Source organism: Duganella rhizosphaerae (assembly GCF_040364205.1).
Lineage (GTDB): Bacteria > Pseudomonadota > Gammaproteobacteria > Burkholderiales > Burkholderiaceae_D > Rugamonas > Rugamonas rhizosphaerae.
In genome coordinates, this window is record NZ_BPWK01000003.1 from 343852 (window position 1) to 370070 (window position 26219).

The window sequence follows — 26219 nt, forward strand, 5'->3', positions numbered from 1 at the left end:
GTCGGCCAACCATTAAAAGGAGGATGACGATGAACAAGAACACGCTCTGCCTGTGGTATGACCATGACGCGGAAGAAGCCGCACACTTCTACGCCCGCACTTTCCCCGACAGCACAGTCGGCGCGGTGCATCGCGCGCCGTCCGATTTCCCGGGTGGGAAGGCGGATAGCGTTTTGACAGTCGAGTTCACCGTGTGCGGCATCCCGTGCATCGGCCTCAATGGCGGGAAAGCGTTCACGCACAGCGAAGCGTTCTCCTTCCAGATCGCCACCGACGACCAGGCCGAGACCGACCGCTATTGGAACGCCATCGTCAACAACGGCGGCAAGGAAAGCGCCTGCGGCTGGTGCAAGGATAAATGGGGCCTGTCGTGGCAGATCACGCCGCGCGTGCTGACCGATGCCATGGCCAAGGGCGGCGACGTGGCCAAGCGCGCGTTCGCGGCGATGATGGAGATGCGCAAGATCGACGTCGCCAAGATCGAAGCGGCGGTGCGCGGCTAGCGTTTTCTTGGGACTTCCAATCCGTACGTCCTCAGGATCGCACGCCAGGCGGGATCGGCGTCCATCTTGAGCACGACTTCTTCGATATCGTTGCGCTCCCTGTCCATGCCTTGCTGGAACATCAGGTGGCGTGTGTAGCTTCCCAGGTTTTGTGTGGAGACGTGGATTTTACCGTCGACGTGGATGTCCTTCTTGACCAGATAGCGGACGGATGAATCGGCCAGCGTAATCACATCGAGACGGTCCATCAACAGCATGCGCAGCAGCGCACCCTCGTTGTTGTTGCGGTGCGCGCGTATCTTTCCCCGGTCCATGTCTTCGGCCAGCGCCGGATAGGCATGGCCAAGCATGGCGCCGAATCGAAGGTTTTTCAGCGAGGCCGGACCGCCATATTCGAATGGCAGCGAGGTGCGCGACACCAGGTCCTGCCGGTCATCGAACAAGGCTGACGTCCACAGGTACTTCCCTCCTGCCGGACCGCCAAAGATGACGGACGGCGCAAACAGGACCATGCCCTTGTCGCCGTTATCGAGCATGGAGCCCAAGCGGGCGCGCGGCAGAAACATGAGACGGATTTCATATTTCCCTGCCAGCTTCTGATTCAGGTATGCCACCAAATCCTGATCCAGCCCGGCACTGGTTTCGGCGTCGGTCATGAACGGCGGCGCCGAGTAATAGGTCCACGCCTTGATTACCTCGGCCGGCTGCGCCAGCGCCAGACCCTGCGAACAACCCAGCAGCGACAGTACAACAGCCAGTGCAATCTTCATGCCGGTTCCCGGGTGCAGTGGGACTACTGTTTCAACAGTCCCTCAATCGCGTCCAGCAGCACCGGCTCCTGGAACGGTTTGCCGAAGTAGGCGTTCACGCCCAGTTGCAGCGCGTAGTTGCGGTGCTTGTCGGCGCTGCGGGAGGTGATCATGATGATGGGGATATCCTTGGTGCGCTCGTCGCCGCGCACGTTGCGGGTCAGGTCGAAGCCGTCCATGCGCGGCATCTCGATATCGACCAGCATCAGGTCCGGCGTGGCGCCTTGCAGCTGCTCCAGCGCGTCGACGCCGTCCTTGGCCAATACCACGCTGTAGCCTTCGCGCTCCAGCAGGCGCTGGGTCACGCGGCGCACCGTCATCGAATCGTCCACCACCATGATCGAACGGCCCGGCGCGCGCGGCGCAGGGCTGTCGCCGGCCGCTGCCGCATAGTGCTGCTTCATCTCGGGATGGTGCGCCAGGTGCTGCGCCAGCGCCACCGGGTTCAGGATCAGGACGATGTCGCCCGAACCGAGCACCGTGGCGCCGGCGATGCCGACCATTCGCGCCAGCTGCGGGCCGATGTTCTTGATGACGACCTCGCGGTTGCCCAGCACTTCATCGACCCGCACGGCCAGCCGCTCGTTGCCGTTCTTGAGCATCATCACCGGCGCGGAGCGCTGCACCGGCGGATGCGCCGCGCCGCCCAGCAAGGCGGGCAGGTAATGCAGCACGGCGTGCTGGCCTTGAATCGGTACGTAGCCGTTGTGATGCGCTTCGACCAGCGCGGCCTCCTTCATTTGCAGCACCTGCTCGACCAGGATGGCCGGCAGCGCGTAGGTCTTGCCGCCGGCAGCCAGCAGCACGACCTGCGTGACGGCCAGCGTCAATGGCAGGTGGATGGTGAAACGCGTTCCCTTGCCACGCTCCGAGAACATGTCCACACGGCCGCCCAGCGCCTGCGCTTCGGACTGCACGATGTCCATGCCGACGCCGCGCCCGGAAAGTTCGGTCAACGCTTCGGCGGTGGAAAATCCCGGTTCGAAAATCAGGTCGGCGATCTGGGCGTCGGTGACTTCTTCGTCTACTTGCAGCAGGCCGTTGCTGATCGCCTTGGCGCGGATGCGTTCCAGATCGAGGCCGGCGCCGTCGTCGGTGAATTCGATGACGACTTCATTGCCCTGCTGCGTGACCTGCACCAGCAGTTCGCCGGTTTCGTTCTTGCCCGCTTCGCCGCGGGCGGCGCGGCTTTCCACGCCGTGCGCGATGGCGTTGCGCAGCAGGTGCTCGAATGGCGCGGCCATGCGTTCCAGCACGCTGCGGTCGACTTCCACGGCGCTGCCGCGAATATCCAGGTTGACGCGCTTGTCGACTTCCTTGGCGCTCTGGCGGGCGACGCGGAACAGGCGCTCGGAGATGCTGGCGAATGGCACCATGCGCACGCGCATCAGGTCCCGTTGCAGGTCGCGCGTGAGGCGCGCTTGCAGCACCAGGTCGTCGCCGGCGTTGTCGACGCTGCGGGTCAGGCTTTCGTGGAAGGAGGCGACGTCGTTGACGCTTTCCGCCATCATGCGGGTCAGCTCCTGCAAGCGCGTGAAGCGGTCGAATTCGAGCGGGTCGAATTCGCGTTCGCTGGAGATCGACATGCGGGAGGCGATCTGCGATTCGGCCTGCATTTCGACTTCGCGCAGCTGACGGCGCAGGCGGGTCAGGTTTTCGGAGAAGTCGAACAGCGAGGCGCGCAGGGTCTCCACTTCGTTTTCCAGCTTGGAGCGGGAGATCGATACTTCACCGGCCTGGTTCACCAGACGGTCAAGGATGTCGGCGCGCACACGGACCAGCGGCGATTTGACGCTCGATTGCAGGTCGTCGGCCGGCGCCTGTGTCGCCGCCACGGCCGGCGCGGCAGGTGCGGCCGGGCTGTCGATGGCTTCGGCGGTGATGTCGTTGGTGCCGGCGATGGTGGGTTCGCCGGTCTCCATGCTGGCGACATCGGCGGCCAGGCCGGCGGCGGCTTGCTGCAAAGCTTCCGGGTGCTGGAGCTGTTCGAACAGCAGCAGCGCGTGGTCGTAGTGGGCCAGCAGTTCGTCGAACGCTTGCGGCGTGGCGGAACCCGCGTGCACCATGTTTTCAATGTGCGTTTCGATTTCGTGGGCGTGCTGGCCGAGGCGCATCGCGCCAGCCATGCGGGCGCTGCCCTTCACGGTGTGCAGGAGGCGCAGCAGGCTTTGGGCGTGCGCGGTGTCGGCGGGGTTGTGCTGCCAGGCGCGCAATGCTTCGCCTACTTGCGGCAGCAGGTCCGCGCCCTCTTCCAGGAACACTGGCAGCAGGTCGGCGTCCAGTTCGTCGTTGAAGATCGCTGGTGCAGCGGTCAGGATTTCCGGTTCGGCGGGAGGGAGTTCGAGGATCTCGGCTTCCAGCTCAGGTTCAGGTTCAGGTTCAGGCTCGATGGCTTGCTCGATCTCGATCTCGGGCTCGGGCTCAGGCTCAGGCGCGACAGCTACCGGCTCGGGCACTGGCTCTGGCTCCTGGGCCAGCGGCTCCGCGATCTTGAGCGGCGGTTCGGCGAAGGCGTCGTCAAACGCGGCGTTGAACAGGTCATCGATGTTGTCGTCGGTCCGCGCTTCCACCTTTTTCGGTGCCTCCACTGCCGCAGGGGCATCGGATTCCGGCACGCTTCCACTGAGCGCATCGAACGTCTCGCGGAACAGCCGGTCCATCATCGACTCCATCGGCGCGGGCGGCGCGCGGGTGATGTCGTGCATCGTCTCCGCGACCAGATCATCGAGCCGCGCTTCGATCGCATTGCTGGCGGCAGGCGGTGTAGCCTCCAGCTCAGCGCGCAGATCGTGCAGCGCCGTGACCAGCTCCGGCTGCGCAGACGGCATGTCGCCGGCCGCAAAACTGTGCAGCATCTGGCGTATGCGCTCTATCGTAAAGTCCAGCAAATCATGCTGCACCTGGTCCAGGTGCGGCGCAGGCGGCAGCAGCGCCTGGAGCGTGGACTCCAGCGCCAGCGCCAGCTCGCGCAAGGCCTTGAAGCCCACCGTGCCAGACGTACCAGCCAAAGTATGCGCCGCCTGCAGCGCCTCCGCATTGACCGGACGACGCGGCTCATGGCGCCACTCGCCAAAGTCCTGTGTCAGCAGGCGAACCAGTTCGTCCGTCTCGTGCAGATAAATGTTGTACAGCGGCAGAGGGATTTCCAGCTCGCCGATATGCTTGACGTTGTCATCGCGCGGCACCGCCGGCGTGATGGTCGGGAATTCGATGACGTTGCCGGTGGCGGCAAACACCGGGGGCGCATCGACCACCGGCGCATCCGCGGTTGCAGCAACCGCAGGCTCCTCCTCCGCCACAACTTCCGGCGGCGGCACAGGCGACAGCGTCGCCGGCTCGGGCGATGCATCGACCGCAAAATCGCCGCCGTCCTGCACGCGCACCGCAGCAGCGACCAACGCATCCGCGTTGCGCGCCGAAACGCCGGTAGCCACCAACTCCGCCACCCAGGCGCCCATCTGCCGCGCCGCTTCGTTGAGCAGCTCAAACAACGCATCCGTGGCCGGCCGTGCTTCCGCCAGCCACACATTCATCACCCGCTCGATGCCGTGCGCCGCATCGGCAAACTGGTTCAGGCCCACCATCCGTCCGCTGCCCTTCAACGTATGGAAGGAACGCCGCAGCATGGTCAGATTCTCCTCGCTGCCCGACTCCGCGCGCGGCTTGGCCAGCGTCGCGTCGACAAACTTCAGCACATCCTGCGCCTCGGAGATGAAGATATCGAGCAGCTCGGCCTCGACCGCCGCGTCGCTGCTGGCTGGCGCAGGCGCCTGCACCGGCATGGCAACGGGCGCCGGTGCGGGCACCTGCTGGTCCAGCACCGGTATCGATTCCGAACCCGCCATCTTCTTGAAGGGCACCGAACGGAAAGTGCCATGCTCCGCGTCGAACGCAAAGCGCTCACGCGCGCCGGCCGCGTTCTGCGCCAGCATATCGACGAAGAAGCCCAGCGCGCCGACGTTCTGCGCGATATCGTCCAGCGCCTTCGGCTCCAGCGACGGATCGCCCTCGCCGATCGCCAACGCATGCACCGCAGCCTTCACATGCCGCGCCGCCTGCGTCGCGCCTTCCTGGTCGAGCATCGCCAGCGCGCCCTGCAACTGGTGCAGCACCTTGTCGAGCTCCACCAGCGACGGACGCCTCGAAGGATCGATGTAATACTCGTCGAGCACCTTCTCCACCTGCCGCAGGCCGGTCTTCATTTCCATCGCCAGCGCGACGACGGTGTCGTCCTGCTGCATCTGCTGCGCCAGGCCGCGCTGCCACTGCGCCGGCTCCGGCGGCGTGTCTCCGGACACCAGCGCCAGCAAGCGCGCGCCTATCGTGTCGGCGTGCGCGGCGAAATCGTCGGGCAGATGGCGGATCTGCTCCAGTCCATGTTCGGCGAACAGCAGCGCGGTGGCCATCTCCAGCGCCAACTCCTCGCTGCGGCCGGCGGAAATGGCGGTATGCGCCACCTCGGCCAGTTGCCGCAGCAGCACGCTCAGCGCCGGCATCTCCAGTTGATCGCAAGCCCCGGCCACCTCGCCCAGCGCGCCAGCGAAAGCCGCATCCAGCGCCGGATCGATTTCGGCCCCGGCCAGACGGTCCCAGTTGGCCTTCGCCTTCGCCATGCCGGCCTTGGCGCGTTCCAGCGCCTCGAGGTCGATCTGGCCGTAGCGGCGGCGTTCGTAATCGGCCGGCACCAGGCCGTCGAGCGCGAACACGCGGCGCAGGCGCTGCACCGTTTCCGAGGCCGACGCAGGTCCTGCGGCGGCGATGAAGAACAGGGCGTCGCGCAGCATCGTATCCGGCTGCGCGGCGGTGCCCTGGCTCAGGCGGCGTATCTGCAAATTGATCATGCCGAACAACTGCTTGACGTACAGGCCACCCGCCAGCTCGCCATTGGCCACCAGTTCGGCAAAGGCCTGCATCGCCAGCCAGAAGGTGCGCGCCTTGGCGTCCTGCTGTGCGGAGGCCACCAGTTTCACTGCCTCCAGCAGCGCGGCGGCATGCTCCTGCTGCTGCCCCGCGTCCGCGCTCTTCAGGTATGGCAGCAGCGATTTCTCGAAGCGCTGACGGTAGGCCGTGTAGTCGGCGGCGGGAACTTCACCGGCCGCCGACAGATCGGCGCTGCGCGACAAATCGGGATAGAACAAATCGGCCGGATGGATGCGCTCCGCACCCAGCATCTCCTGCACCGCGCGATAGTAGGGGAACAGCTTGACCGGTTGCGACGGGCCGCCTTCCAGCAGCTCCTGCAAATACTCGACCAATGCCTGATACAGCTCCGCCAGCGTCTGCGCATGGTCGGTGCTGCATTTGAGCGCGCCGGCCTTGAAACGGTCCAGCGCATCCTCGGCCACCTGCGTCATCAGGCCGACGCCGTCCACGTCCACCATCATCAGCGCGCCGTGCGCCTGGTGCAGATGCGACTTGGCGTGTTGCAGCTGGGTCGCCTGATCTTCCGGCGCCCGGCCGCCCGCTTCGAACAGGGCGGTCTTCGAGCGTGCCAGCGACTCGCGGATTTCCACCATCACCCACGACAAGGGGCCGGTATCGAACTGCGGTTGCGGCGGATTCGGAAAATCAGTTGTGGTCATGCTTGCCTCGGCCTTTCAATGATGGGCGGTTCAGGACGCGATACGGAATCGCGCCACCGAGTTTTTCAATTCCTGCGCCAGCACTGACAGCTTATGAATCGATTGTGCGGTTTGCTGGGTGCCGTCCTGCGCCTGCTCGGTCACCGTCAAAATGTGTTGGATGTTCTGCGCCACGCCGTTCGCCGACGTGGCCTGCTGGCCGGTCGCCAGCGAGATGCCGGAGATCAGCTCCGCCAGGCGGTTCGACACCTGCGAGATGTCGTTCAGCGCCGCGCCGGCCGCGTCGGACAGGCGCGCCCCTTCGACCACGCCCTGGGTCGACTTCTCCATCGCGGCGACGGCGTCGTGGGTATCGGTCTGAATGGTGCGCACCAGCGCGCCGATCTGCTTGGCCGCTTCGGCCGAGCGTTCCGCCAGCCGCTGCACCTCTTCCGCCACCACCGAGAAGCCGCGCCCCGCCTCGCCGGCCGACGCGGCCTGGATCGCCGCGTTCAGCGCCAGCACGTTGGTCTGCTCGGTAATGTCGGAAATCAGTTCGGTGATCTCGCCGATCTCCTGCGACGATTCGCCCAGGCGCTTGATGCGCTTGGAGGTATCCTGGATCTGCTCGCGGATCTCGTGCATGCCCTTGATGGCGTTTTCCACCGCCGTCGCGCCCTGCTGCGCCGCCGCCACCGACTGGCGCGCCACGTCGGCCGATTCGCTGGCCGAGCGCGAGACGTCGGTAATCTCGTTGGCCATCTTCACGACCGTGGCCGACGCATCCTGGATCTCGCGCGACTGCTGCTGCGACGCCAGCAACAGGTCGCTGGAGATGCTCTGCGCGTGGGTGGACGCCTTGGTCACCTGCTCGGCGGTGGCGGTCACGCGGCCCACCAGGCCGCGCAGCTCTTCCACCGTGTAGTTGACCGAGTCGGCGATGGCGCCGGTGATGTCCTCGGACACCGTGGCCTGCACCGTCAAGTCGCCGTCCGCCACTTCCTGCAATTCGTTCATCAGGCGCAGAATCGCCGCCTGGTTCTGGTCGTTCATGGCCTTGGCTTCTTCTTCCTTGCGCTGCGATTGCTGGCGCATGGTCTCCGCTTCCTGGCGGCGGCGGTCGGCGCCGCGGGTGCGGTTGTACGAATCGACCAGCAGCACGCGGCCGATGGCCGCCGCCGAGATCAGCGTCAACATGCCGCCGGCCACCATCAGCCAGAAGGTCATACCGAGCGAATCCTGGTCCTGGCGGTAGGCCTGCTGCAAGACCGACAGGCGCTGGCGCAGCGCTTCGTTGTCGGTGAAGATCAGCTGCTCCGCGGCTTTGGCGGCGCTGAATTTATCCAGCTTGTCGAGGATGCCGGTGACCAGCTTCTGGTATTCCTCGAATTCGGTTTTGAGCGCCGTGAACTTCTCGCGCAGGTCCGGCTCGCGCACGGCGGCCAGTCCGAGCGGCGCGCTGCCGTTGAGGAAGCCGTCGACGGTATTGCGGAACACCGTGGTGTCGCGCCCCAGCTGGAACGCGCTGTCCGACTTGATGCCGCCGCCGATCAGGAATTCGCCGGCGCTGCGGCTCATGCGCTGGGTCAGCATGGTCAGCTTGCCGAGCGCCGCGATCTCGCGCGCCGAACCGCCGCGCTGCACCTTGAGCGCGGAGATTTCCTCGGTGTGGGTCAGCAGGCCCGGCGACATGGCGTTCAGTTTTTGCAGCGTCTTGTCGACCGCGCTCAGGTCGGCCTTCAGCAGCAGGATGGTGTTGGCCGCCTTGTCCGTCTGGTTCCACTGCTTGCGGGCGGCGGCGACGACCGGCGCCAGCGACGAAATCGGCTCGCCGATCTCGCGGCCCTGATAGCGGCCGCCGCGCGTCATCAGCACGAAGTCGTTGTTCAATTCATTGCGGCTTTCCTCCAGCTGGCGGAAGCCTTCGGCGCTGCCCTGCACCGCGTTCGGGGTCGCTTTGCCGATGCGCTGCGAGTGCATCAGCGCATCGCTGGCGACCTGGGTCTGGGTCGAGCGGTTGGCGCTGTGGATGGTGTTCAAGGCGACGAACAAGCCGCTCAGCAACAGGCTGACCGCCAGCGTCGTCGAGAGTATGCTCAGCTGGCGCTGCGCCGGCAGGTGGCCGATCAGCGGCAGCTTGAAGCCGGCGCCCGCTTCGGCCGCCGCGACGGGAGCGCCACGCCGGCCCAGCGCGTCGCGCAGGCGCAGCGGCGCGACGCTATCTTCGCTGTTGGCGTGAGCGGCGCCGGCGGGCGCCTGCTCCGCTGGAACAGCGGTGTGCATGAACTGCGAATCGGCCGCTTCGCCGAATTCTGAATTCGCTGCCAGATCCTGGCCGGCATTCCGGTTGCCACGCGAGAAAAACCCCATCTTGAAAGCCATTCCACCCTCTCCGGATTAGTTGCGACCTACACCAGTATGCCGCCCTTACAAACCAACTTGCAGAAAACGTGCTTCGCGCACCAGCTGCGCCAGGTCGATGCGGGTCCATTGCTGGCCCTCGCCGTCGGTGAAATGCTGGCGGCGCCATTCGGGTCCGCCATCGTCCGACGCCGCCACGGCCTGCATGTCGGCCAGCTTGCGCAGGCCCAGCACGCGCTCGGCCAGCAGTGCGCAGTTGAAGCCCAGTGCGGGCGCGAATGTGATCAAACGACAGTCGGAGGCCGCGGCGTCGCCGCCGTCCTGGCCCTGGTAGCGCGCCAGGTCGATCACGCCGGTCAGGTTGCCCCGTATATTGGCCAGGCCCTGATACCAGTCCTGCGCCAGCGGCACCGGCGTGACCGGCTGCAGCGGCACGATCTCGCTGATCTGCGTCAGGTCAAGCAGGCAAAGACGGCCGCCTATCAGCACGCCCAGTTCGCGGCCGCCGACGGCGACGCCGGTCTTGGCGGCCTGCATGCGCTCCAGCAGCTGCACCTGGTACTGGCGCAGGCGGCTGCGGCGTTCCGGACCGGCCGGTGTGGAGGGGGTATCGGGCGTCTGGCTGCTCATCGTTTAGCCGAGGGCGGCGATTTTGGCCAGCAGCTCGGCCGCGTCGACCGGTTTCACCAGGTAGTCGCGCGCGCCCTGGCGCAGGCCCCAGATGCGGTCGGTCTCCTGGTTCTTGCTGGAGCAGATAATCACCGGCACGTCCTGCAGGTCGGGATCGCGGGCGATCGCGCGCGTGACCTGGAAGCCGTTCGCGCCGGGCATGACCACGTCCATCAGGATCAGCTGGGGTTTGTCGGCCTTGATCTTGGCCAGCGCTTCCTCGCCGTTTTCGGCGGTGGAGACGGAAAAGCCGTTTTTAACCAGGATGTCGGTCAGGTAGTAGCGCTCCGTGGGCGAATCGTCGACGATCAGAATTCTTTGTATGGTCATGGTATTCCCCTGAAGCTTAGTTATTCTCTTAGTTATTCTTGTGTGGAGACGCCGCCGCCGGTGTGCTCGCGCACCGCGGCCAGCAGGCTGTCTTTGGTAAATGGTTTGGTGAGGTAGGCCGCCGAGCCGACCATGGCGCCGCGCGCGCGGTCGAACAGGCCGTCCTTGGACGACAGCATCAGCACCGGCGTGGCGTGGAATTTGGCGCTCTTCTTGATCAGCGCGCAGGTCTGGTAGCCGTCGAGGCGCGGCATCAGGATGTCGCAGAAGACCAGCGCAGGATGATGATCGTTGATCTTGGCCAGCGCGTCGAATCCATCCTCGGCCAGCACCACCTGGTAACCGGCCTGGGTCAGGAAGATCTCGGCTGAACGACGTATCGTGCTGCTATCGTCGATCACCATGATTTTCAGGGCATTAGCGTGCGGCGTGGTCGTCGTCATAGTCGGTTCGCTGGAATGGTGGCTACACCATAGCATAGGCCGGAGGCGGCCGGCGCGGGTATCAGATGGCTACCATCTCGAAATCGTCCTTGCGGGCGCCGCATTCGGGGCAGCTCCAGTTCATCGGCACGTCGGCCCAGCGGGTGCCGGCGGCGATGCCTTCGTCCGGCAAGCCGGCTTGTTCGTCATAGATCCAGCCACAGATCAGGCACATCCAGGTCTGGAACTCCTGCGTTGTTTCATTGCTACTCACGTTCTGCCACCCTTCAATCAAGTAAAATGCTGAATTAGGTATCTTAATCTACCCGCCGTGCAAAACCAAACATCTCCTCTCATATTAAGCTTCGGCGCCGCCGATCCGGCCGGCGCGATCGGCGTCCAGGCCGACCTGGCAGCATTTTCCGCCCTCTCCTGCACCGGCCTGGCGGTGACCACCGCGTTGCTGATCGGCGACAGTGCCCGCGTCGAAGACGCGCAGGACATCGATCCCGACTGGGTTTCCGACCAGGCCCGCGTGATCCTGGAAGACATGACGATGGCCGCCTTCAAGGTCGGCGCGTTGAACAATGTCGAACAGGTGGCGGCCATCGCCGAGATCCTGTCCGACTATCCCGATGCGCCGCTGATCCTCGATCCGTTCAGTTCCCGCCTGCCCGATCCGGCCGACGCCGACGAAGTCGAGGAGCTGCTGACCGCCTTGCGCCAGCTACTGGTGCCGCAGGCCACACTGCTGATGCTGTCGCAGGTGGAGCTGGGCCGGCTGGCCGAGACCTGGCGCGAAGGCGCCGAGGACACCATGGAATCGGATGTCGAGCATTTGCTGGCCCTGGGCTGCGAATTCGTGCTCGTCACCGGCACCCACGCCGGCTCGCAGCACGGCGAGACGGCCGCGCCGAACACGCTGGCCAACACCCTGTTCGGCGCCGACGGCATGATCAGCCACGACGCCTGGCAGCATATGCCCGGCCCGTTCCTCGGCGCCGGCGGCACGCTGTCGGCGGCGATCACCGCCTTCATGGCGCGCGGCAGCGACGTGCCGGACGCGGTGAAGGCGGCCCAGGAATACACCATCGGCGCGCTGGCGCACGCCCAGCGCTACGGCATGGGCAAGTTCATACCGAACCGTTTCTTCCACATGCAGCAGGCTTTACCAACTTGATATTGAAGATGCCATCATGACCACGACTTCCAAAAACCAGGTTTCAAAGAACGACGAGCTGTTCGAACGCGCCCAGAAAACCACGCCCGGCGGCGTCAACTCGCCGGTGCGCGCCTTCCGCTCGGTGGGCGGCACGCCGCGCTTCATCACCCGCGCCGAAGGCCCGTACTTCTGGGACGCGGACGACAAGCGCTACATCGACTACATCGGCTCCTGGGGCCCGGCCATCGTCGGCCACGCGCATCCGGTGGTGGTGAAGGCGGTGCAGGAAGCGGCCGCGCGCGGCCTGTCGTTCGGCGCGCCGACCGAAGGCGAGATCCTGATGGCCGAGGAAATCTGCCGCCTGGTGCCGTCGATCGAGCAGGTGCGCCTGGTCTCGTCGGGCACCGAGGCGACCATGAGCGCGCTGCGCCTGGCGCGCGGCGCCACGGGCCGCGACAAGATCATCAAGTTCGAAGGCTGCTACCACGGCCACGCCGATTCGCTGCTGGTCAAGGCGGGCAGCGGCCTGCTCACCTTCGGCAATCCGACGTCGGCCGGCGTGCCGGAGGACTTCGTCAAGCACACGCTGGTGCTGGACTATAACAACGTGCAGCAGCTGGAAGAGGCGTTCGCCTCGTTCGGCGACGAAATCGCCTGCGTGATCGTCGAGCCGGTGGCCGGCAATATGAACCTGATCAAGGCCACTGAGGCTTTTTTACAGGCCATGCGCGCTCTGTGCACCAAGCACGGTTCGGTGCTGATCTTCGACGAGGTGATGTGCGGCTTCCGCGTGGCGCTGGGCGGCGCGCAGCAGCTGTACGGCATCAAGCCGGACCTGACGGCGCTGGGCAAGGTGATCGGCGGCGGCCTGCCGGTGGCGGCTTTCGGCGGCAGCGCTGAGCTGATGAGCAAGATGGCGCCGCTGGGCGCCGTGTACCAGGCCGGCACCTTGTCGGGCAATCCGGTGGCGGTGGCGGCGGGCATGACGACCCTGAAGATCATCCAGGAGCCGGGCTTCTACGAGAAACTGAGCGCGACGGCTGCGCGCCTGGCGGCCGGTTTGACCAAGGCGGCCAGGGATGCGGGCATCGTGTTCTGCGCCGACGCGGTGGGCGGCATGTTCGGCCTGTACTTCAGCGAGACGCCGCCGAACAACTACGCCGAGATGATGGCCGGCGACCGCGCGCGCTTCAATGTGTTCTTCCACGCGATGCTGGATGAAGGCGTGTACTTCGCGCCGGCCGCGTTCGAGGCGGGCTTCGTCTCGGCGCAGCACAGCGACGCGGTGATCGACGAAACCATCGCCGCCGCCGCCCGCGTGTTCAAGAAGCTGGCGTAAAAATCCGGGGTCAGGTCCCCCATTTATTCATCAGCTCGGTTATTCAACCGAGCTGATGAATAAATGGGGGACCTGACCCCGGGTTAGATTTCGTCTTCCTCGTCCTCTTCGGACAGCTGGATCACGCCGGTGTTGAAGTTGTATTCGAACAGGTCGCCGTAGCGGCCCCACTCGATGGCGACGCGCAGTGCGCGTTCCGCTTCTTCTTCGCTGAGCGTGAAGCGCAGCAGCTTGAGGAACAGGTCCTCCGGCAGGTCGCCCGACTTGTCCTGCTGCAGACCGTGGCAGATGTAGGCGATCAGCGGCACATGCTCCAGCAGCTGCTTGCCGAAGATCTCCTGCCGCTCCGTGTTGCTGGCCGCCGCGTACTTGCCGCCCAAATCGGTCAGCAAAATATCGCCGTTGGTCAGGTAGGCAAAACCCAGCAGTATCAATCCGTTCAGCACTTCCAGCAGCTCGGCGTCGGTCAGCTCCGTTTCTTCGGCCAGCTGCGGCAGGTCGGCGCGGCCGGAGAACGGCTCTTCCGACAGCAGCTCCAGGATACCTTCCATGTGCGCGATGTCGGCCTGCGGCAGGCGGTCGCCCAGCTGCAGCTTGACCTCCTTCTCGCTGATCAAGCCACGGCGGCCGGCGCCGGCGGTCATCAGCTCATACACCTTGTCGATCAGCTGGCGTACTTCAGGCCCTTCAGCCTTGCGCGGCTGCGGCAGCGAGATCGGCAACTCTGCGCGCACGCGGCCAGGATCGCTGGCGAAGATCAGCACCCGGTCGGCCATCATCACCGCTTCCTCGATGTTGTGCGACACCACCAGGATCGCCTTGGTCGGGATCTGGCCGGACTGCCACAGCTCCAGGATCTCTTCGCGCAGGCGCTCGCCGGTCAGCACGTCCAGCGCGGAAAACGCCTCGTCCATCAGCAGCACTTCCGGCTCCATCACCAGCGCGCGGGCGATGCCGACGCGCTGGCGCATGCCACCCGACAGCTCGCGCGGCAGCGCGCCTTCGAACCCGGACAGGCCAATCAAATCAATCACCTTCTCGGCGCGGCGCGCGCGCTCCTCGGCCGGCATGCCTTGCGCTTCCAGCCCCAGCTCGACGTTCTTCTGCACCGTCAGCCATGGGAACAGCGCGAACGACTGGAACACCATGCGGATACCGCGCGCCGTGCCATACAGCGGCATGCCGCGATACAGCACCTGGCCCTCATCTGCCTGGATCAGCCCCGCCATGATGCGCAACATGGTCGATTTGCCGGAACCCGATTGGCCCAGCAGCGCGACGATCTCGCCTTCGTGCAGCGTGAAGTCCACGCCCTCCAGCACCGAGCGCGCGGAGCCGTCGGCGCCGCGAAAATGCTTGCCGACCGATTTCAATTCGACGATAGGAGTGCTCATAATTCGATCTCAATACTAGAAATGCAGCCGGCTCTCGGCCATGGTGTACAGGCGACGCCACACGAAGTGGTTGAAGCCCATGACGAAGATGCACATGACGCCGATGCCCAGCGCGATGCGCGGGAAATCGCCGGCGGTGGTCATCTCCTGGATGTAGCTGCCGATGCCGTGCGCCTTGAGCGTGGTCGGGCCCCAGCTGACGTATTCTGCCACGATGCTGGCGTTCCACGAGCCACCGGTGGCGGTGATGGCGCCGGTGACGAAGCTGGGGAAAATCGCCGGCAGCAGGTAGCGCCGCCATTTGAGCCAGCCGGTCAGGCCGAAATTCTTGGCGGCGTGACGCAGCTCGGTCGGGATGGTGGAGGCGCCGGCGATCACGTTGAACAGCAAATACCATTGGGTGCCGAGTATCATCAGCGGCGACAGCCAGATGTCCGGATTCAGGTGATAGCGCACGATCAGCACCACCGCCACCGGGAACACCAGGTTGGTCGGGAAGGCCGCGAGGAATTGCGCCACCGCCTGCGTGCGCGAAGCCCAGCGCGGGTTCATGCCGATCCAGACGCCGACCGGCACCCACACCAGGGCGGCCAGCGCCAGCAGCAGGATCACGCGCGCCAGCGTGTACAGGCCGAGCACGAACACATGCCCGACTTCGGCCCAGCCGACTTCCGTGCTGATGAAGTGGCCCAGGCTCCACAAGGCGTAGAACACCACGGCGGCGATCACCGCATCCCACACGCGCTGCGGCACCAGCGACGGTTGGTCGCGGCGGGCGCGGATCGAGGTGCCGTCGTGCCCCAGGCGGAACAGGGCGATGGAGCGCGACAGCAGGTTGCCGAACCACTCGACCATGGCCTGCGTGCGCTCGGTGCGGCGCAGCCAGGTGAGCAGCCACGATTGCTGGGCGGTGTCGCTGCCGGTTTCCTCGAAGCGGAACTTGTCGGCCCACGCCAGCAAGGGGCGGAAGAACAGCTGGTCGTACATCAGCACCCCGACCAGCATGGTGAGGATGGCCCAGCCGATGGCGCCCATGTCGCTCTTGGCGATGGCCATGGCGATATACGAGCCGATGCCGGGCAGCTTGATGTCCTGGCCGGAGACCGAGATCGCCTCCGACGCCACCACGAAGAACCAGCCGCCGGACATCGACATCATCATGTTCCACAGCAGGCCGGGCATGGCGAACGGCAGCTCCAGGCGCCAGAAACGCTGCCAGCCCGAGAGCTGGAACACGCGCGCCGCTTCCGACAATTCGGCCGGCACGGTGCGGAAGCCCTGGTAGGCGGAGAACGCCATATTCCAGGCTTGCGAGGTGAAGATGGCGAAGATCGCCGCGCATTCCACGCCCAGCAGGCTGCCGGGGAAGAAAGCGATGAAGGCGGTGACGGTAATCGACAGGAAGCCCAGGATGGGGATCGACTGCAGGATGTCGAGCATCGGCACCAGCACTTTTTCGGCCAGCCGGTATTTGGTGGTGAGGGCGGCGAACACGCAGCTGAACACCACCGACGCGCCCAGCGCGATGAACATGCGCAGCGTGGTGCGCAGCAGGTAGTAAGGCAGATAGCTCGGGTCCAGCGACAACGGCAAGGTCTGGCCCACCTCGTACGGGCGGACCATTTGCTGGCTGCCGTAGGCCAGCAGGACGAACAGCGCCAGCACGATGGGCAGCAGCGCCCAGTCCCAGCGATTGCCGCCAGCCTCGACCACCTGACGGGGGAAAAATTGCCGTTTTTTGCTCATTCTTTGTGCTTTCTTCGGCCAGAATAACCGATGCGAGTGACCGGAGAGTGACACAGGCCGCCATTCTAAGGGATAACTTCTGTGAAATTAATTACGAACGTGAAAGTTGGTGACTATTTACGGCCCTTGTAAGGCGCATAATTGTGTGACTTTCGGAATAATATTGCGCGTTATGAAATTGATTGCTGAAAAACGGTCCAAGACCGACAAATATGATGTTTTGCGCTTCGTGCGCAACAACGGCAGCTGCACCGACACGGTGATGCCGCGCCAGGGTATTTTGCCGCACGATCTGTTGCATTACGTGGTGGAGTCGGCCTTGCCGCTGCGGCACGGCTTCCTCAGCCTGCTGGCGCGCGGCGCGGACGCGCAGTTCGTCATGGAGGCGGTGCACGACGCCTCCAACAAGGATGTGGAGACCGAGGCGGTGCAGGCGGAAGCGATCGTCGAGGGGCTGCAGGCGCAGTTGTGGTCGGGCGCGTTCGACGAGCAAGCCTTCCTGGCCGGCGCCGCCTCCGCCTGCACGGCGCGCGACAAGCAGCCTTTCGACTTCGGCAAGATCGGCATCGACATCAAGGCGGCCCTGTACGACCGCGCGCTGTCGCTGAACGAGAAATGGAGCTCGGCGCCCTACTTCAGCACCTTGTCGCTGGAGTTCAGTCCGCAGCCGGTGTGATGCTCAGGGCGGCGTGCCGCCGCGAAAGATCCAGTGCTCAGCAAGAAAATGCGGGCGTCGCAACCTGATTGTGGCTTCCGCCTGCGCTGCCGATAAAATCAACCCATCCTGCTCAAGGTAGAGCAGGAAAGCCAAGGTACTAATCAAAGTGCAGGACGGGTGAAAAGACGCTCGATTTTTGATAAACCAGCGGTCTTCAAATCAAATCTTCCCGTATCGCCTGGCTTCCAAAGCTGCGCGAATTTCAGGCTTCAGACAGGCTCGCAAAGCCTCCCTCCCCTCCTCAACCTGACGCTCTATTTCAGCCCTATCCAGGGTGAATAACCACATGCCGGCTTCCCTTGGCAAATCCAGCGTCCAGCCGGCATCGGTCAGGCCGAGCAGATAGGTTCCCTCCATCAAGCCAAATTCGCCGCTGCTTAAGCCAGCGAGAATTTCATTCTTGCGCGCTTCGGAGACTTTGACCTGCGGGCGATGGTAACTGGCAGGCTTGGCGATGGTGGAATCGGTCATGGTTGCACCTCGATGGGATACACCATTTCATCTTCGGATGGGAATCGTCCTTAGTCAAGCTGAGCGGAACGTCCGATACGCTTCCGTATGACTTACTTCAACCAACCGCGGCGGCGGAAGTACCAGAACGGGGCGATGGCGCTGGTGATCATCAGCACGATGGCGAACGGGTAGCCCAGCTGCCACTCCAGCTCCGGCAGCCACTTGAAGTTCATGCCGTAGATGGAGGCGATCAGGGTCGGCGGCAGGAAGGCCACGCTGGCCACCGAGAAGATCTTGATGATCTTGTTCTGGTTGATGTTGATGAAACCGACCGTGGCGTCCATCAGGAAGTTGATCTTGTCGAACAGGAAGGACGTGTGGCCGTCCAGCGATTCGATGTCCCGCAGAATCTGGCGCGCTTCCTCGAACTGTTCCGAATTCAACAAGCGCCCACGCATCAAAAAGCTGACCGCGCGCCGCGTATCCATCATGTTGCGGCGGATGCGGCCGTTCAAGTCTTCCTCGTGGGCGATGGCGTTCAGCGCGGCGGCCGCGTCCTGGTCGGTGAACTCTTCCTGCAGCACGCGGCCGCTGACTTCTTCCAGGTTCTGGTAGATGCCTTCCAGCGCGTCGGCCGAATATTCGGCGTCGGTCGCGTACAGGTCCAGCAGCACGTCCATGTAGTCGGCGATCGAGCCGGGCCGCGAGCGGGCGCGCATGCGCACCAGGCGGAACACCGGCAGATCGTCGGTGTGCACCGAGAACAGCATCTTGCGCGCCAGGATGAAGGCCACCGTGACGATGCGCGACGGACCGTCCTCTTCCTCCAGCAAAAAGTCGGTGCGCAGGTGCAGGTCGCCGTTTTCCGCTTCGTAGTAGCGGGCCGACGCTTCGATGTCCTTGACTTCGTCCTCGCCCGGCAAGGTCACGCCGTAGATGGTCTTGACCCATGCGCGTTCGTCGTCCGTCGGGTCGGTCAGGTCGACCCAGACCGGCTCGACCTGTTCCAGGTCTGCGCGACTGTCGATGGGCACCTGGTTGAGCCGGCCATTCTGGAGAACGAAAACATTAATCATGGGTACGCGAGCCTTCTGGAAACAGCGCAAGTGTACCCGCAAAGCCCCTGCCGAGGCCAGCCTGCCATGCGGTATTTCGGCCTAGCGGGTGGCTTTTTCTATCATTTTGTCGGTGGCCGACTGCGGGGCTGCGTCGGCCGGTTCCGGCTTGGGTACTTTGGGCGCTTCGATGCCGCGCGTGTCGATGGCCTTGACCACCTTGCCGTCCTTGCAGTCCACGTCCGACAGCACGGTTTTGCCGTCGATCACGCACTTGCGCAGCACGCCGGCCGGGGCCGCCGGAACGGCAACCGTGGCCGAGGCTGAGGCTGAGGCCGACGCCGGCGCCGACGCGGCCGCCGGCGCCTGGCCGGTCAGCTTGGCCAGTCCTTCGGCGAAGAAGTTGCGCTCATGGCGGGCCGACATCAAAAACGCCATCGCTATCGCCGCCAGCGAAGCCATGATGATGGCCACCTGTATCAATCCGAGTCCACGCTGCTTGCTTAACATCGCTGCCTCCTAAGGTAATTCCGCCGATCCCATGCGGCGCAGGATCACGCCGGTACGCCGCGCCAGATAGCCCGAATCGCGGTGCTTGTCGAAGAAGCGCGGATTGGGCAACATCACCGCCAGCTTGGCCGCCTGGGCCGCGCCCAGGTTGGCCGCGCTGACGCCGTAATAATGCCGCGCCGCCGCCTCGGCGCCGAAAGTGCCGGTGCCGAACTCCACCACGTTCAGGTAGATCTCGAAGATGCGTTCCTTGTCCATCATGGTTTCCAGCATGTAGGTGATGATCAGCTCCTGACCCTTGCGCACATAGCTGCGCGAGCCGGACAGGAACAAATTCTTGGCCAGTTGCTGGGTGATGGTCGATCCGCCCGACACCACCTTGTGCTTCTTGTTGTTCTTCTCGTAGGCCTTTTGCAGCGCCTCCCAGTCGACGCCCTCGTGCTCGGAGAAATTGGCGTCCTCGGAGGCGATGATGGCGCGCTTGAGGTTGTTCGAGATGCGATTGTACGGCACCCACATCTGCTGGATGTTGGCGTCCGGGTTCTTCTCGCGCAGCACCGAGCGCTGCTCGCGCATGAAGCTGGTCGTCGACGGATTATGGTCGACCCACCACCAGATCTGCAGGAAGAAGTACAGCTGCACGGCCAGGAACAGCAAGATCGGCAGGACGAAGATCCACTTCACCCAGCGCCATTTGCCCGCCTTGGCCGCGCTCACAGTTGGTCCCGCAGCGATTGCAACACTTCAGCGGTGGCCGGCTGCACGCCGCGCCACAGGCTGAACGCCTCGGCGGCCTGCTCGACCAGCATGCCCAGGCCGTCGCGCAAGCGTGCGCCGTGCTGGCCCGCGAACTGCAAGAATACCGTGGGGGAGGCTGCATACATCATGTCGTAAGCAAGCGAACCTGGCGCAAATACCGACGCCGGCACCGGCGGCAGCTCGGCGCTCAGGCTGGCCGAGGTGGCGTTGATGACGATGTCGAACGCGCCTTCGATGTCGCCGTAGCCGCAGGCGGACACCACGCCCTCGCCGCCCAGCGCGGCAAACTGTTCCACCAGCGCCTCGGCCGTGGCCACGGTGCGGTTGGCGATGACCAGTTGCGCCGGCCTGTGTTCCAGAATAGGCAGTACCACGCCGCGCGCGGCGCCGCCCGCGCCCAGCAACAGCACGCGCTTGCCGATGATCTGCACGCCGGCGTTGTTGACGATGTCCGCCACCAGTCCCGCGCCATCGGTGTTGTCGCCGATGATGCCGTCTTCGGTGAAGTGCAGCGTGTTGACGGCGCCTGCCGCGCGGGCGCGGATGGTCAACGCCTGCGCCACTTTCACCGCGTCCAGCTTGAACGGCACGGTGACGTTGGCGCCCTTGCCGCCCTCGGCGATGAAGGCTTGCACGGCGGCGGCGAAGCCGTCCACCGGCGCCAGCCGTTTTTCATAAATCAATTCCTGCCCGGCCTGGGCCGCGAACGCGGCATGAATCTCGGGCGATTTGCTGTGGGCAATCGGATTGCCGAATACGCAGTAGCGGTCCATCAACGTCCTCCGCCGCTTAAGTCGGCTTGTAGTTTGTCTTCGCGGGTGAATTTGAAAGTCGTGACGATCACCCACAGATCGTCCTTCTCGTTCGACAGCATATTCGGCGGGAACTTGCCGAATGGCGCGGCGCGGCGCACGATGTTCATGGCCGCCTCGTCCAGCGCCTGGTTGCCGGAGCTGCGGTCGACCTTGATGCCGCCGTCCCTCTCGTAAATCGTCCCATCCTGGAACACCGGGATCGACAACACCAGCTGGCCGTACAGCTTGCGGCCGTTCTGCTGCGGGAAGTTCAGCGTACCGATGTCTTCGATGCGCTTCTGGATCGATTTGTAGTACATCGCGTAGCCTACCCCGCGCGTGCTCGGCGTGATGAAGGTCTTCTTCGGACGCTTGTTCTGGTCCTCGATGGTTTCGCTGATCTCGGCGGCGCGGCGGGCGATGGCCTTGCTGGCGTCCAGCAGGTCGGCGCCGGTCGGCAGCGGATCGGGCTTGCTCTTTTCCGTCACCGGCGGCGCGGTGAACGGAGTCTGTTTGGCCGCTTGCGTCAGCAGGTTCTTCTGCTGCTCTTCCAGCTCGGCGATGCGGCGCTTGGCGGCCTTGATGCTGTCGCCCGTTTCCATCTTGCGCATGTCGGGCATGGGCGATTTGGAGCGGCCCTTGTCGACGGTGCCGCCGCCGTCCAGGTTGGCCTGGGCCAGCGCGTCGGCCTTCAGCGGCGCCTTGCTGTGCTTGGCGTTGACCAGGATCACTTCCAGCCCCGGATCGGTGGCTTGCACCGGCGTCGGCTTGGGCGCGACAAAGTGCACCGCGAGCAAGGCGCCATGCGCCATCAGCGAGAGGCCGATGGCGAGGTACAGCAAGCGATTTTCTTTGAAAGACTTCACGCGAGGCCGGGGTAGGAAAGTTAGGGCTGATTTTACGTCAAAGCAAGCGCGGGGCTGTAGGTTTTTGCCTGCGAACCCCGGCGGCTGTCGCCGTTTGGGGTCAGACCCCGTACGGGGTCTGACCCCGGTTTGGCTCCGGGTTACTCGGCCTCTGGCGCCTCGGCAGCGGCTTCGACAGCCACCTCCGGCGCGGCGACCGCGTCTTCCGGCGCTTCCTCTTCCTCGTAGTCCAGCTCGGCATCGGCGGCCACCGTTTCGGTGGTCGGGATTTCCAGGATGCGGGCTTCGATAGTCAGCTCCACTTCATCCCAGCGCAGGATGTCGAGCTTGACCTGCGCGCCGCGCGCCACTTGCGGCATGCCCGGCAGGCGGATGATCAGCGGAATGTCGACCAGGCGCAGCACCTCGTCCTTGAGCACCACGGCCTCGACCTGGCGCGCCTCCTGCTGGCCCAGCCAGCGCAGGCACCAGTAGCGTTCCATGTTCGACTGGTGGTCGCCATAGGCCGCGTAGGCCGCGTCGAACTGCGACACGATCGCGAACAGGTTGGCGTCCTTGTGCTTGAAGTGCGCGACCAGCGGCGCGGTCACGCCGTGCTCGGCACAGGCCAGGATCTGCCACTGGTTGACCAGGTCGGTATAGCGGCGCAGCGGCGAGGTGCTCCATGCGTACTGGTCCACGCCCAGGCCCTGGTGCGGCGCCGCATGGGTCAGCATGCGCACCTGCATCTTGGCGGCCCAGCCGCCCACGCCCTGGCCCTGGCTGCGATAGATGCCCGGCACGCCATGGTCGTGCATCAGCTTGCCCCAGGTGCTGTTGGCGAAAATCATCAGCTCGGCGACGATCTTGTCCAGCGGCGCGCCGCGCTTGCGGCGGCTGACGGTGACCACGTCGTCTTCCACGTAGAAGTTGAAGTCCACGCGGTTGTTCTGTTCCGGCTTCAGGCCGAAGCCTTCGCGCTTGACCATGCGCGCCGCTTCCAGCACTTGCGCCCATTGCCAGATCAGGCCCAGTGCTTCCTTGTGCGGATAGTCGCCCTCGCCGCTGGCCAGCGTTTCTTCGTTGACCAGGTCGTCGAGGTCGTTGTGGCGCAGGTTGTTCGCGATCGGCACCATCTCGGCGCGGGTCTCGGTGGCGAGCACCGACCAGTCGGCCGGATTCAGGGTGGCGTACAGCGACAGCGCCGGGCAGGTCTTGCCTTCGGCCAGCGTGAACGCCTCGACGATGGAATCCGGCAGCATGGTGATCTTATCGCCTGGCATGTAGACGGTGGACATGCGCGCGCGCGCCATCTTGTCGACCGCGTCGTCCGGCTTGATGCCCAGGCCCGGCGCGGCGATGTGGATGCCGATCTTGATGTTGCCGTCGTCCAGTTTGGTGACCGAGAAGGCGTCGTCGATCTCGGTGGTGGTGACGTCGTCGATCGAAAACGCCTGCACGTTCGCCAGCGGCAGATTGGTCGGCGGCACCGGCACCGGCACCTCCGGGAAGCCGGCGCCGCGCGGGAAATTCTCGAACAGGAACTTGGCCATGTGCAGCGCCTTGGGCGAGGCCACGCCGCCGGCCGCCAGCATCAGCCGCTGCGGGTTGGTGTGCAGCTCGTTGCAGGCCGCTTCCAGCGCCTTGTATTCGATCGAATTCTTGTCCGGCTTGAACAGCAGCTGCATGACGATGTTCTGCATCGAGGCCGGCAGCTTGTTGGCCTTCAGCTCTTCAACGTACTCGGCCTGGATCAGCGCCTGTTGTTTCTTTTTCTCGATGCCGGCTTGGGCGGCGCGCAGCGATTGCTCGGGCGCGGCCTTGTAGCGGCCGCGGCCTTTTTTGTAGAAGTAGATCGGCGCCGAGTGCAGGCTCAGGATCAGGCCGGCGGCTTCGGCCGGCAGCGGCGCGTGGCCGAAGTACTCGGCGCCCAGTTCGGCGAAGCCGAATTCCTCCTCGCCCGCCACTTCCCACAGGAAGTCGAGGTCGATGTCGGCGGCGACCGCCTTGGCCTGTTCCATCAAATCCGTCGGCGACGGCTTCTCGTACTGCAGCAGCACGTCCTTGATCTTGACCTTGGTGCGCTTGCCGCTGGCCATTTCAACCTGGTAGGCCTCGCCTGCTTGCGACATCATGGAGCCGACCTTGAAATCGCCGGATTCTTCGAAAAATAGATTCATTGCTAGCTTCTGTTCGTTGTTATTAGTTTCAATTCCAGCACGGAAGGCAGAAACACTTCCGTCACCAGCAGGGTACCCTGACGGCGCCGATATAAACAGCGCCGTGCATATAATATGAGTTCTTGCGGACCATCCAACCCTAGCGCCTTGCGCGCGCGCTGCGCCAGGGGATGTCCTTCCCGCAATCTTGCAAATTCCAAAACACCGCGCCGCACTTGCGGGTCGCCAAACAAGGTCGATCCCAGCGAGCGCTCGCCCAATGCGCTGAACAATGGCCAGTCCGTGGCCGTGGCCGACATCGGCACCACCGTGTGCGCGAACACCACCGGCGTATTATCACACCGCAGCAGCACTTCCCTCTCCCAGACGCGGCCGGGCCGGTGCATGCCGATCGCCACCGCCTCGTCCGTCAGGCAGCGCCCGGTGGTCTGGTGCAGGCACTGCACGCGGAACGCCTGGCTATGATCCTTCAGCTTGGCGGTCAGCGAACCATCGGCCGTCAGCCACTGGCGGTAGGCGTGCGGCGCGTTGAGCGCCAGCACATGCGGCTGCCACTGCGTCTGGCGCAACGATGATGTACGCACAAACGCACGCGTCGACGCCGTCACTGCCCTGCCTCGACACCGCAAAACTCCAGCACCGACTCCACATAGTCGGGGAACTCCGAAATGCCGTGGTCGCTGCCGTCGATGACCAGCTGGCGCGCGCCCGCATAGTGCGCCACCATGTCGCGATAGTCCAGCACTTCGTCGCCGGTGGCGGCGATCAGGAAGTAGCGCTCCTGGCGCGTGACCGGATTGACGGCCAATGCGCGCAGTTCCTCGATGTATTCGCGCTTGAACTCGAACGGCTCGTCGGAATGGTATTGCGTGGTCACGCCGACGTGCTTGTCCAGGTCCTTGAGCGGCACGATGGCCGGATTCAGCAGCGCAGCGCGGCAGCCGATGCGCTCGGCCAGCCAGGTGGCGTAGTAGCCGCCCAGCGAAGAACCGACGATGGTCAACTCGCTGGCGGGTATGCCCTCTATTAAAGAGAGCGCCAATTCCATCGCCAGCTTCGGCGAGGCCGGCAGCTGCGGGCAGATGAACTGCGCCGACAAACCCAGCGCCGCCATGCGCTCGCCCATCACGCGCGCCTTCATCGATTTCGGCGACGAGCGGAATCCGTGCAGATAAAGAATCATCGCGCCAGCGCTTCCAGGATCTTGTTGTGCACGCCGCCGAAGCCGCCGTTGCTCATCACCAGGATCTGGTCGCCCGGCTGCGCGGCCTTGACGATGGCGGCGACCAGCACGTCGATGTCCTCATAGGCGCTGGCGACCTGGCCGAGCGGCGCCAGCGCGTCGCCCAGGCTCCAGCCCAGCGCCTGCTGGCTGCCGAAGCCGAACACCAGGTCGGCGTCGGACAGGCTGCCCGGCAGCGCATCCTTCATCGCGCCCAGCTTCATGGTGTTGGAGCGCGGCTCCAGCACGGCCAGGATGCGAGCTTGTTTGCCTATCTTCTGGCGCAGGCCGCCGACGGTGGTCGCGATGGCGGTCGGATGGTGGGCGAAATCGTCATAAACAGTAATATCGTTTACCACGCCGCGCACTTCCATGCGGCGCTTGACGTTCTCGAAGGTGGCCAGCGACTTGGCCGCCTGCGCCACCGGCACGCCAACGTGGCGGGCGGCGGCGATCGCGGCCAGCGCATTGGCGCGGTTATGCTTGCCGGTCAGGCTCCACTCCACGCGGCCGGCCACTTCGCCGCCGAAGATCACGTCGAAGCTGCCGTCATCGTATTCGTTCATCGTCCAATCGGCGCCCTCGGTGCGGCCGAAGCTTTCCTTCTCGCTCCAGCAGCCGCGCTTCAGCACGCGTTGCAGCGCAGGCTCGTCGGCGTTGAACACGACCCGGCCGATGCCGGGCACGGTGCGCACCAGGTGATGGAATTGGGTTTCGATCGCGCCCAGATCGGGGAAGATGTCGGCGTGATCGTATTCCAGGTTGTTCAGGATCGCGGTCTTGGCGTGGTAGTGCACGAACTTGCTGCGCTTGTCGAAGAAGGCGGTGTCGTACTCGTCGGCCTCGATGACGAAGAAGATCGAATCCTTATCACCCTGCATGCGGGCGGAGACGCCGAAGTTCATCGGCACGCCGCCGATCAGGAAGCCGGGCGCGTAGCCGGCGTCTTCCAGGATCCAGGTCAGCATGGCCGAGGTGGTGGTCTTGCCGTGCGTGCCGGCCACGGCCAATACCCATTTGTCTTTTAATATGTGGTCGCCGATCCACTGCGGGCCGGAGACGAAGGGCAGGCCGCGATTCATGATCTCTTCGATCAGCGGATTGCCGCGCGAAACGACGTTGCCGATCACGTACAGGTCGGGGTTGAGCTGCACCTGTTCCGGGCCGAAGCCCTGGATCAGTTCTATGCCCTGGGCTTCCAGCTGGGTGCTCATGGGCGGATACACGTTGGCGTCGCAGCCCGTCACGCGGTGGCCCGCTTCTTTTGCCAGGACGGCCAGGCCGCCCATGAAGGTGCCGCAAATACCGAGGATATGAATATGCATAGTGATCAAGACGACGAATGAATACGGGATTTTACCCGACCCGACGCCCTTTTCCCGGTTAA

23 protein-coding genes are annotated in these 26219 nt (G+C 64.5%); 4 read left to right on the forward strand and 19 right to left on the reverse strand.

What is annotated here, in order from left to right; all coding sequences use genetic code 11:
- Positions 1-29 precede the first annotated feature (29 nt).
- Positions 30-503, forward strand: coding sequence for a VOC family protein (locus tag RUGAMON1_RS08815; RefSeq protein WP_445230149.1), 474 nt, complete (start codon positions 30-32; stop codon positions 501-503).
- Here RUGAMON1_RS08815 and RUGAMON1_RS08820 read toward each other — a convergent pair.
- The 7 genes from RUGAMON1_RS08820 to RUGAMON1_RS08850 form a co-directional block, all read right to left on the reverse strand.
- Positions 500-1273 (reverse strand): transporter substrate-binding domain-containing protein, encoded by a 774-nt coding sequence (locus tag RUGAMON1_RS08820; RefSeq protein ID WP_445230150.1) that lies wholly within the window; start codon positions 1271-1273, stop codon positions 500-502. The genes RUGAMON1_RS08815 and RUGAMON1_RS08820 overlap by 4 nt on opposite strands.
- Positions 1274-1296: 23 nt before the next feature.
- Positions 1297-6894, reverse strand: coding sequence for an Hpt domain-containing protein (locus tag RUGAMON1_RS08825; protein WP_445230151.1), 5598 nt, complete (start codon positions 6892-6894; stop codon positions 1297-1299).
- A 30-nt stretch (positions 6895-6924) separates the two neighbouring features.
- Entirely contained in the window at positions 6925-9255 is a 2331-nt protein-coding gene (locus RUGAMON1_RS08830; RefSeq protein WP_445230152.1) for a methyl-accepting chemotaxis protein, read from the reverse strand.
- Positions 9256-9300: 45 nt separating this feature from the next.
- Complete coding sequence (locus tag RUGAMON1_RS08835) at positions 9301-9864, reverse strand: chemotaxis protein CheW (protein ID WP_445230153.1); 564 nt, start codon at positions 9862-9864, stop codon at positions 9301-9303.
- Positions 9865-9867: 3 nt separating this feature from the next.
- A complete protein-coding gene (locus RUGAMON1_RS08840) occupies positions 9868-10233 on the reverse strand; it encodes a response regulator transcription factor (RefSeq protein ID WP_116991611.1) in 366 nt (121 codons plus the stop codon).
- Between the two features lie 32 nt (positions 10234-10265).
- The gene (locus tag RUGAMON1_RS08845; protein WP_116991612.1) at positions 10266-10676 is read right to left on the reverse strand and encodes a response regulator; all 411 of its coding nucleotides are present in this window, start codon (positions 10674-10676) and stop codon (positions 10266-10268) included.
- A 61-nt stretch (positions 10677-10737) separates the two neighbouring features.
- On the reverse strand, positions 10738-10929 hold the full coding sequence (locus RUGAMON1_RS08850) for a rubredoxin (protein ID WP_301546346.1): 192 nt from the start codon (positions 10927-10929) through the stop codon (positions 10738-10740).
- Positions 10930-10986: 57 nt separating this feature from the next.
- Here RUGAMON1_RS08850 and thiD point away from each other — a divergent pair, with 57 nt between their 5' ends.
- Both thiD and hemL read left to right on the forward strand, forming a co-directional pair.
- Positions 10987-11835: a bifunctional hydroxymethylpyrimidine kinase/phosphomethylpyrimidine kinase gene (gene thiD / locus RUGAMON1_RS08855; RefSeq protein WP_445230154.1), complete on the forward strand. Its 849-nt coding sequence runs from the start codon at positions 10987-10989 to the stop codon at positions 11833-11835.
- Between the two features lie 16 nt (positions 11836-11851).
- On the forward strand, positions 11852-13156 hold the full coding sequence (gene hemL / locus RUGAMON1_RS08860) for a glutamate-1-semialdehyde 2,1-aminomutase (RefSeq protein ID WP_445230155.1): 1305 nt from the start codon (positions 11852-11854) through the stop codon (positions 13154-13156).
- An 83-nt stretch (positions 13157-13239) separates the two neighbouring features.
- Here the strand turns inward: hemL and RUGAMON1_RS08865 are convergent, their stop codons facing one another.
- Entirely contained in the window at positions 13240-14550 is a 1311-nt protein-coding gene (locus RUGAMON1_RS08865) for an ABC transporter ATP-binding protein (RefSeq protein WP_445230156.1), read from the reverse strand.
- Positions 14551-14565: 15 nt separating this feature from the next.
- Positions 14566-16296, reverse strand: coding sequence for an ABC transporter permease (locus RUGAMON1_RS08870; protein ID WP_445230157.1), 1731 nt, complete (start codon positions 16294-16296; stop codon positions 14566-14568).
- Between the two features lie 172 nt (positions 16297-16468).
- Here RUGAMON1_RS08870 and RUGAMON1_RS08875 point away from each other — a divergent pair, with 172 nt between their 5' ends.
- Positions 16469-16972 carry a hypothetical protein gene (locus RUGAMON1_RS08875; RefSeq protein ID WP_445230158.1) on the forward strand — a complete coding sequence of 168 codons (504 nt, stop codon included), beginning with the start codon at positions 16469-16471 and terminating at the stop codon, positions 16970-16972.
- Positions 16973-17173: 201 nt separating this feature from the next.
- On the opposite strand, the gene RUGAMON1_RS08880 is transcribed toward RUGAMON1_RS08875, so the two are convergent.
- From RUGAMON1_RS08880 to mpl, 10 genes are all read right to left on the reverse strand, one after another.
- Positions 17174-17485, reverse strand: coding sequence for a hypothetical protein (locus RUGAMON1_RS08880; RefSeq protein WP_445230159.1), 312 nt, complete (start codon positions 17483-17485; stop codon positions 17174-17176).
- 92 nt (positions 17486-17577) lie between these two features.
- Complete coding sequence (gene corA / locus RUGAMON1_RS08885; protein WP_445230160.1) at positions 17578-18543, reverse strand: magnesium/cobalt transporter CorA; 966 nt, start codon at positions 18541-18543, stop codon at positions 17578-17580.
- A gap of 81 nt (positions 18544-18624) precedes the next feature.
- A complete protein-coding gene (locus RUGAMON1_RS08890; protein ID WP_445230161.1) occupies positions 18625-19032 on the reverse strand; it encodes a DUF4124 domain-containing protein in 408 nt (135 codons plus the stop codon).
- A 9-nt stretch (positions 19033-19041) separates the two neighbouring features.
- On the reverse strand, positions 19042-19749 hold the full coding sequence (gene mtgA, locus RUGAMON1_RS08895) for a monofunctional biosynthetic peptidoglycan transglycosylase (protein WP_445230162.1): 708 nt from the start codon (positions 19747-19749) through the stop codon (positions 19042-19044).
- Positions 19746-20564, reverse strand: a complete 819-nt coding sequence (gene aroE / locus RUGAMON1_RS08900) for a shikimate dehydrogenase (protein WP_445230163.1) — start codon at positions 20562-20564, stop codon at positions 19746-19748. The genes mtgA and aroE overlap by 4 nt, the downstream gene beginning before the upstream one ends.
- Entirely contained in the window at positions 20564-21397 is an 834-nt protein-coding gene (locus tag RUGAMON1_RS08905) for a TonB family protein (protein WP_445230339.1), read from the reverse strand. Before RUGAMON1_RS08905 ends, aroE begins: the two co-directional genes overlap by 1 nt.
- Before the next feature lie 194 nt (positions 21398-21591).
- Positions 21592-23610, reverse strand: a complete 2019-nt coding sequence (locus RUGAMON1_RS08910) for a ribonuclease catalytic domain-containing protein (RefSeq protein ID WP_445230164.1) — start codon at positions 23608-23610, stop codon at positions 21592-21594.
- A 2-nt stretch (positions 23611-23612) separates the two neighbouring features.
- Positions 23613-24194 carry a chorismate--pyruvate lyase family protein gene (locus RUGAMON1_RS08915; protein WP_445230165.1) on the reverse strand — a complete coding sequence of 194 codons (582 nt, stop codon included), beginning with the start codon at positions 24192-24194 and terminating at the stop codon, positions 23613-23615.
- A gap of 20 nt (positions 24195-24214) precedes the next feature.
- Positions 24215-24793 carry a YqiA/YcfP family alpha/beta fold hydrolase gene (locus RUGAMON1_RS08920; protein ID WP_445230166.1) on the reverse strand — a complete coding sequence of 193 codons (579 nt, stop codon included), beginning with the start codon at positions 24791-24793 and terminating at the stop codon, positions 24215-24217.
- Entirely contained in the window at positions 24790-26157 is a 1368-nt protein-coding gene (gene mpl / locus RUGAMON1_RS08925; protein ID WP_445230167.1) for a UDP-N-acetylmuramate:L-alanyl-gamma-D-glutamyl-meso-diaminopimelate ligase, read from the reverse strand. Before mpl ends, RUGAMON1_RS08920 begins: the two co-directional genes overlap by 4 nt.
- Positions 26158-26219: the final 62 nt, after the last annotated feature.

Bases quoted from the DNA above. Each gene is read 5' to 3' on its own strand.
- corA (WP_445230160.1), bottom strand. From the start codon at position 18,543: ATGATTAATGTTTTCGTTCTCCAGAATGGCCGGCTCAACCAGGTGCCC.
- RUGAMON1_RS08820 (WP_445230150.1), bottom strand. From the start codon at position 1,273: ATGAAGATTGCACTGGCTGTTGTACTGTCGCTGCTGGGTTGTTCGCAG.
- hemL (WP_445230155.1), top strand. From the start codon at position 11,852: ATGACCACGACTTCCAAAAACCAGGTTTCAAAGAACGACGAGCTGTTC.
- RUGAMON1_RS08825 (WP_445230151.1), bottom strand. From the start codon at position 6,894: ATGACCACAACTGATTTTCCGAATCCGCCGCAACCGCAGTTCGATACC.
- RUGAMON1_RS08830 (WP_445230152.1), bottom strand. From the start codon at position 9,255: ATGGCTTTCAAGATGGGGTTTTTCTCGCGTGGCAACCGGAATGCCGGC.
- RUGAMON1_RS08870 (WP_445230157.1), bottom strand. From the start codon at position 16,296: ATGAGCAAAAAACGGCAATTTTTCCCCCGTCAGGTGGTCGAGGCTGGC.
- RUGAMON1_RS08865 (WP_445230156.1), bottom strand. From the start codon at position 14,550: ATGAGCACTCCTATCGTCGAATTGAAATCGGTCGGCAAGCATTTTCGC.
- RUGAMON1_RS08875 (WP_445230158.1), top strand. From the start codon at position 16,469: ATGAAATTGATTGCTGAAAAACGGTCCAAGACCGACAAATATGATGTT.
- RUGAMON1_RS08920 (WP_445230166.1), bottom strand. From the start codon at position 24,793: ATGATTCTTTATCTGCACGGATTCCGCTCGTCGCCGAAATCGATGAAG.
- RUGAMON1_RS08880 (WP_445230159.1), bottom strand. From the start codon at position 17,485: ATGACCGATTCCACCATCGCCAAGCCTGCCAGTTACCATCGCCCGCAG.
- RUGAMON1_RS08910 (WP_445230164.1), bottom strand. From the start codon at position 23,610: ATGAATCTATTTTTCGAAGAATCCGGCGATTTCAAGGTCGGCTCCATG.
- RUGAMON1_RS08890 (WP_445230161.1), bottom strand. From the start codon at position 19,032: ATGTTAAGCAAGCAGCGTGGACTCGGATTGATACAGGTGGCCATCATC.
- mpl (WP_445230167.1), bottom strand. From the start codon at position 26,157: ATGCATATTCATATCCTCGGTATTTGCGGCACCTTCATGGGCGGCCTG.
- aroE (WP_445230163.1), bottom strand. From the start codon at position 20,564: ATGGACCGCTACTGCGTATTCGGCAATCCGATTGCCCACAGCAAATCG.
- RUGAMON1_RS08905 (WP_445230339.1), bottom strand. From the start codon at position 21,397: ATGGCGCATGGCGCCTTGCTCGCGGTGCACTTTGTCGCGCCCAAGCCG.
- RUGAMON1_RS08840 (WP_116991611.1), bottom strand. From the start codon at position 10,233: ATGACCATACAAAGAATTCTGATCGTCGACGATTCGCCCACGGAGCGC.
- RUGAMON1_RS08845 (WP_116991612.1), bottom strand. From the start codon at position 10,676: ATGACGACGACCACGCCGCACGCTAATGCCCTGAAAATCATGGTGATC.
- RUGAMON1_RS08835 (WP_445230153.1), bottom strand. From the start codon at position 9,864: ATGAGCAGCCAGACGCCCGATACCCCCTCCACACCGGCCGGTCCGGAA.
- RUGAMON1_RS08815 (WP_445230149.1), top strand. From the start codon at position 30: ATGAACAAGAACACGCTCTGCCTGTGGTATGACCATGACGCGGAAGAA.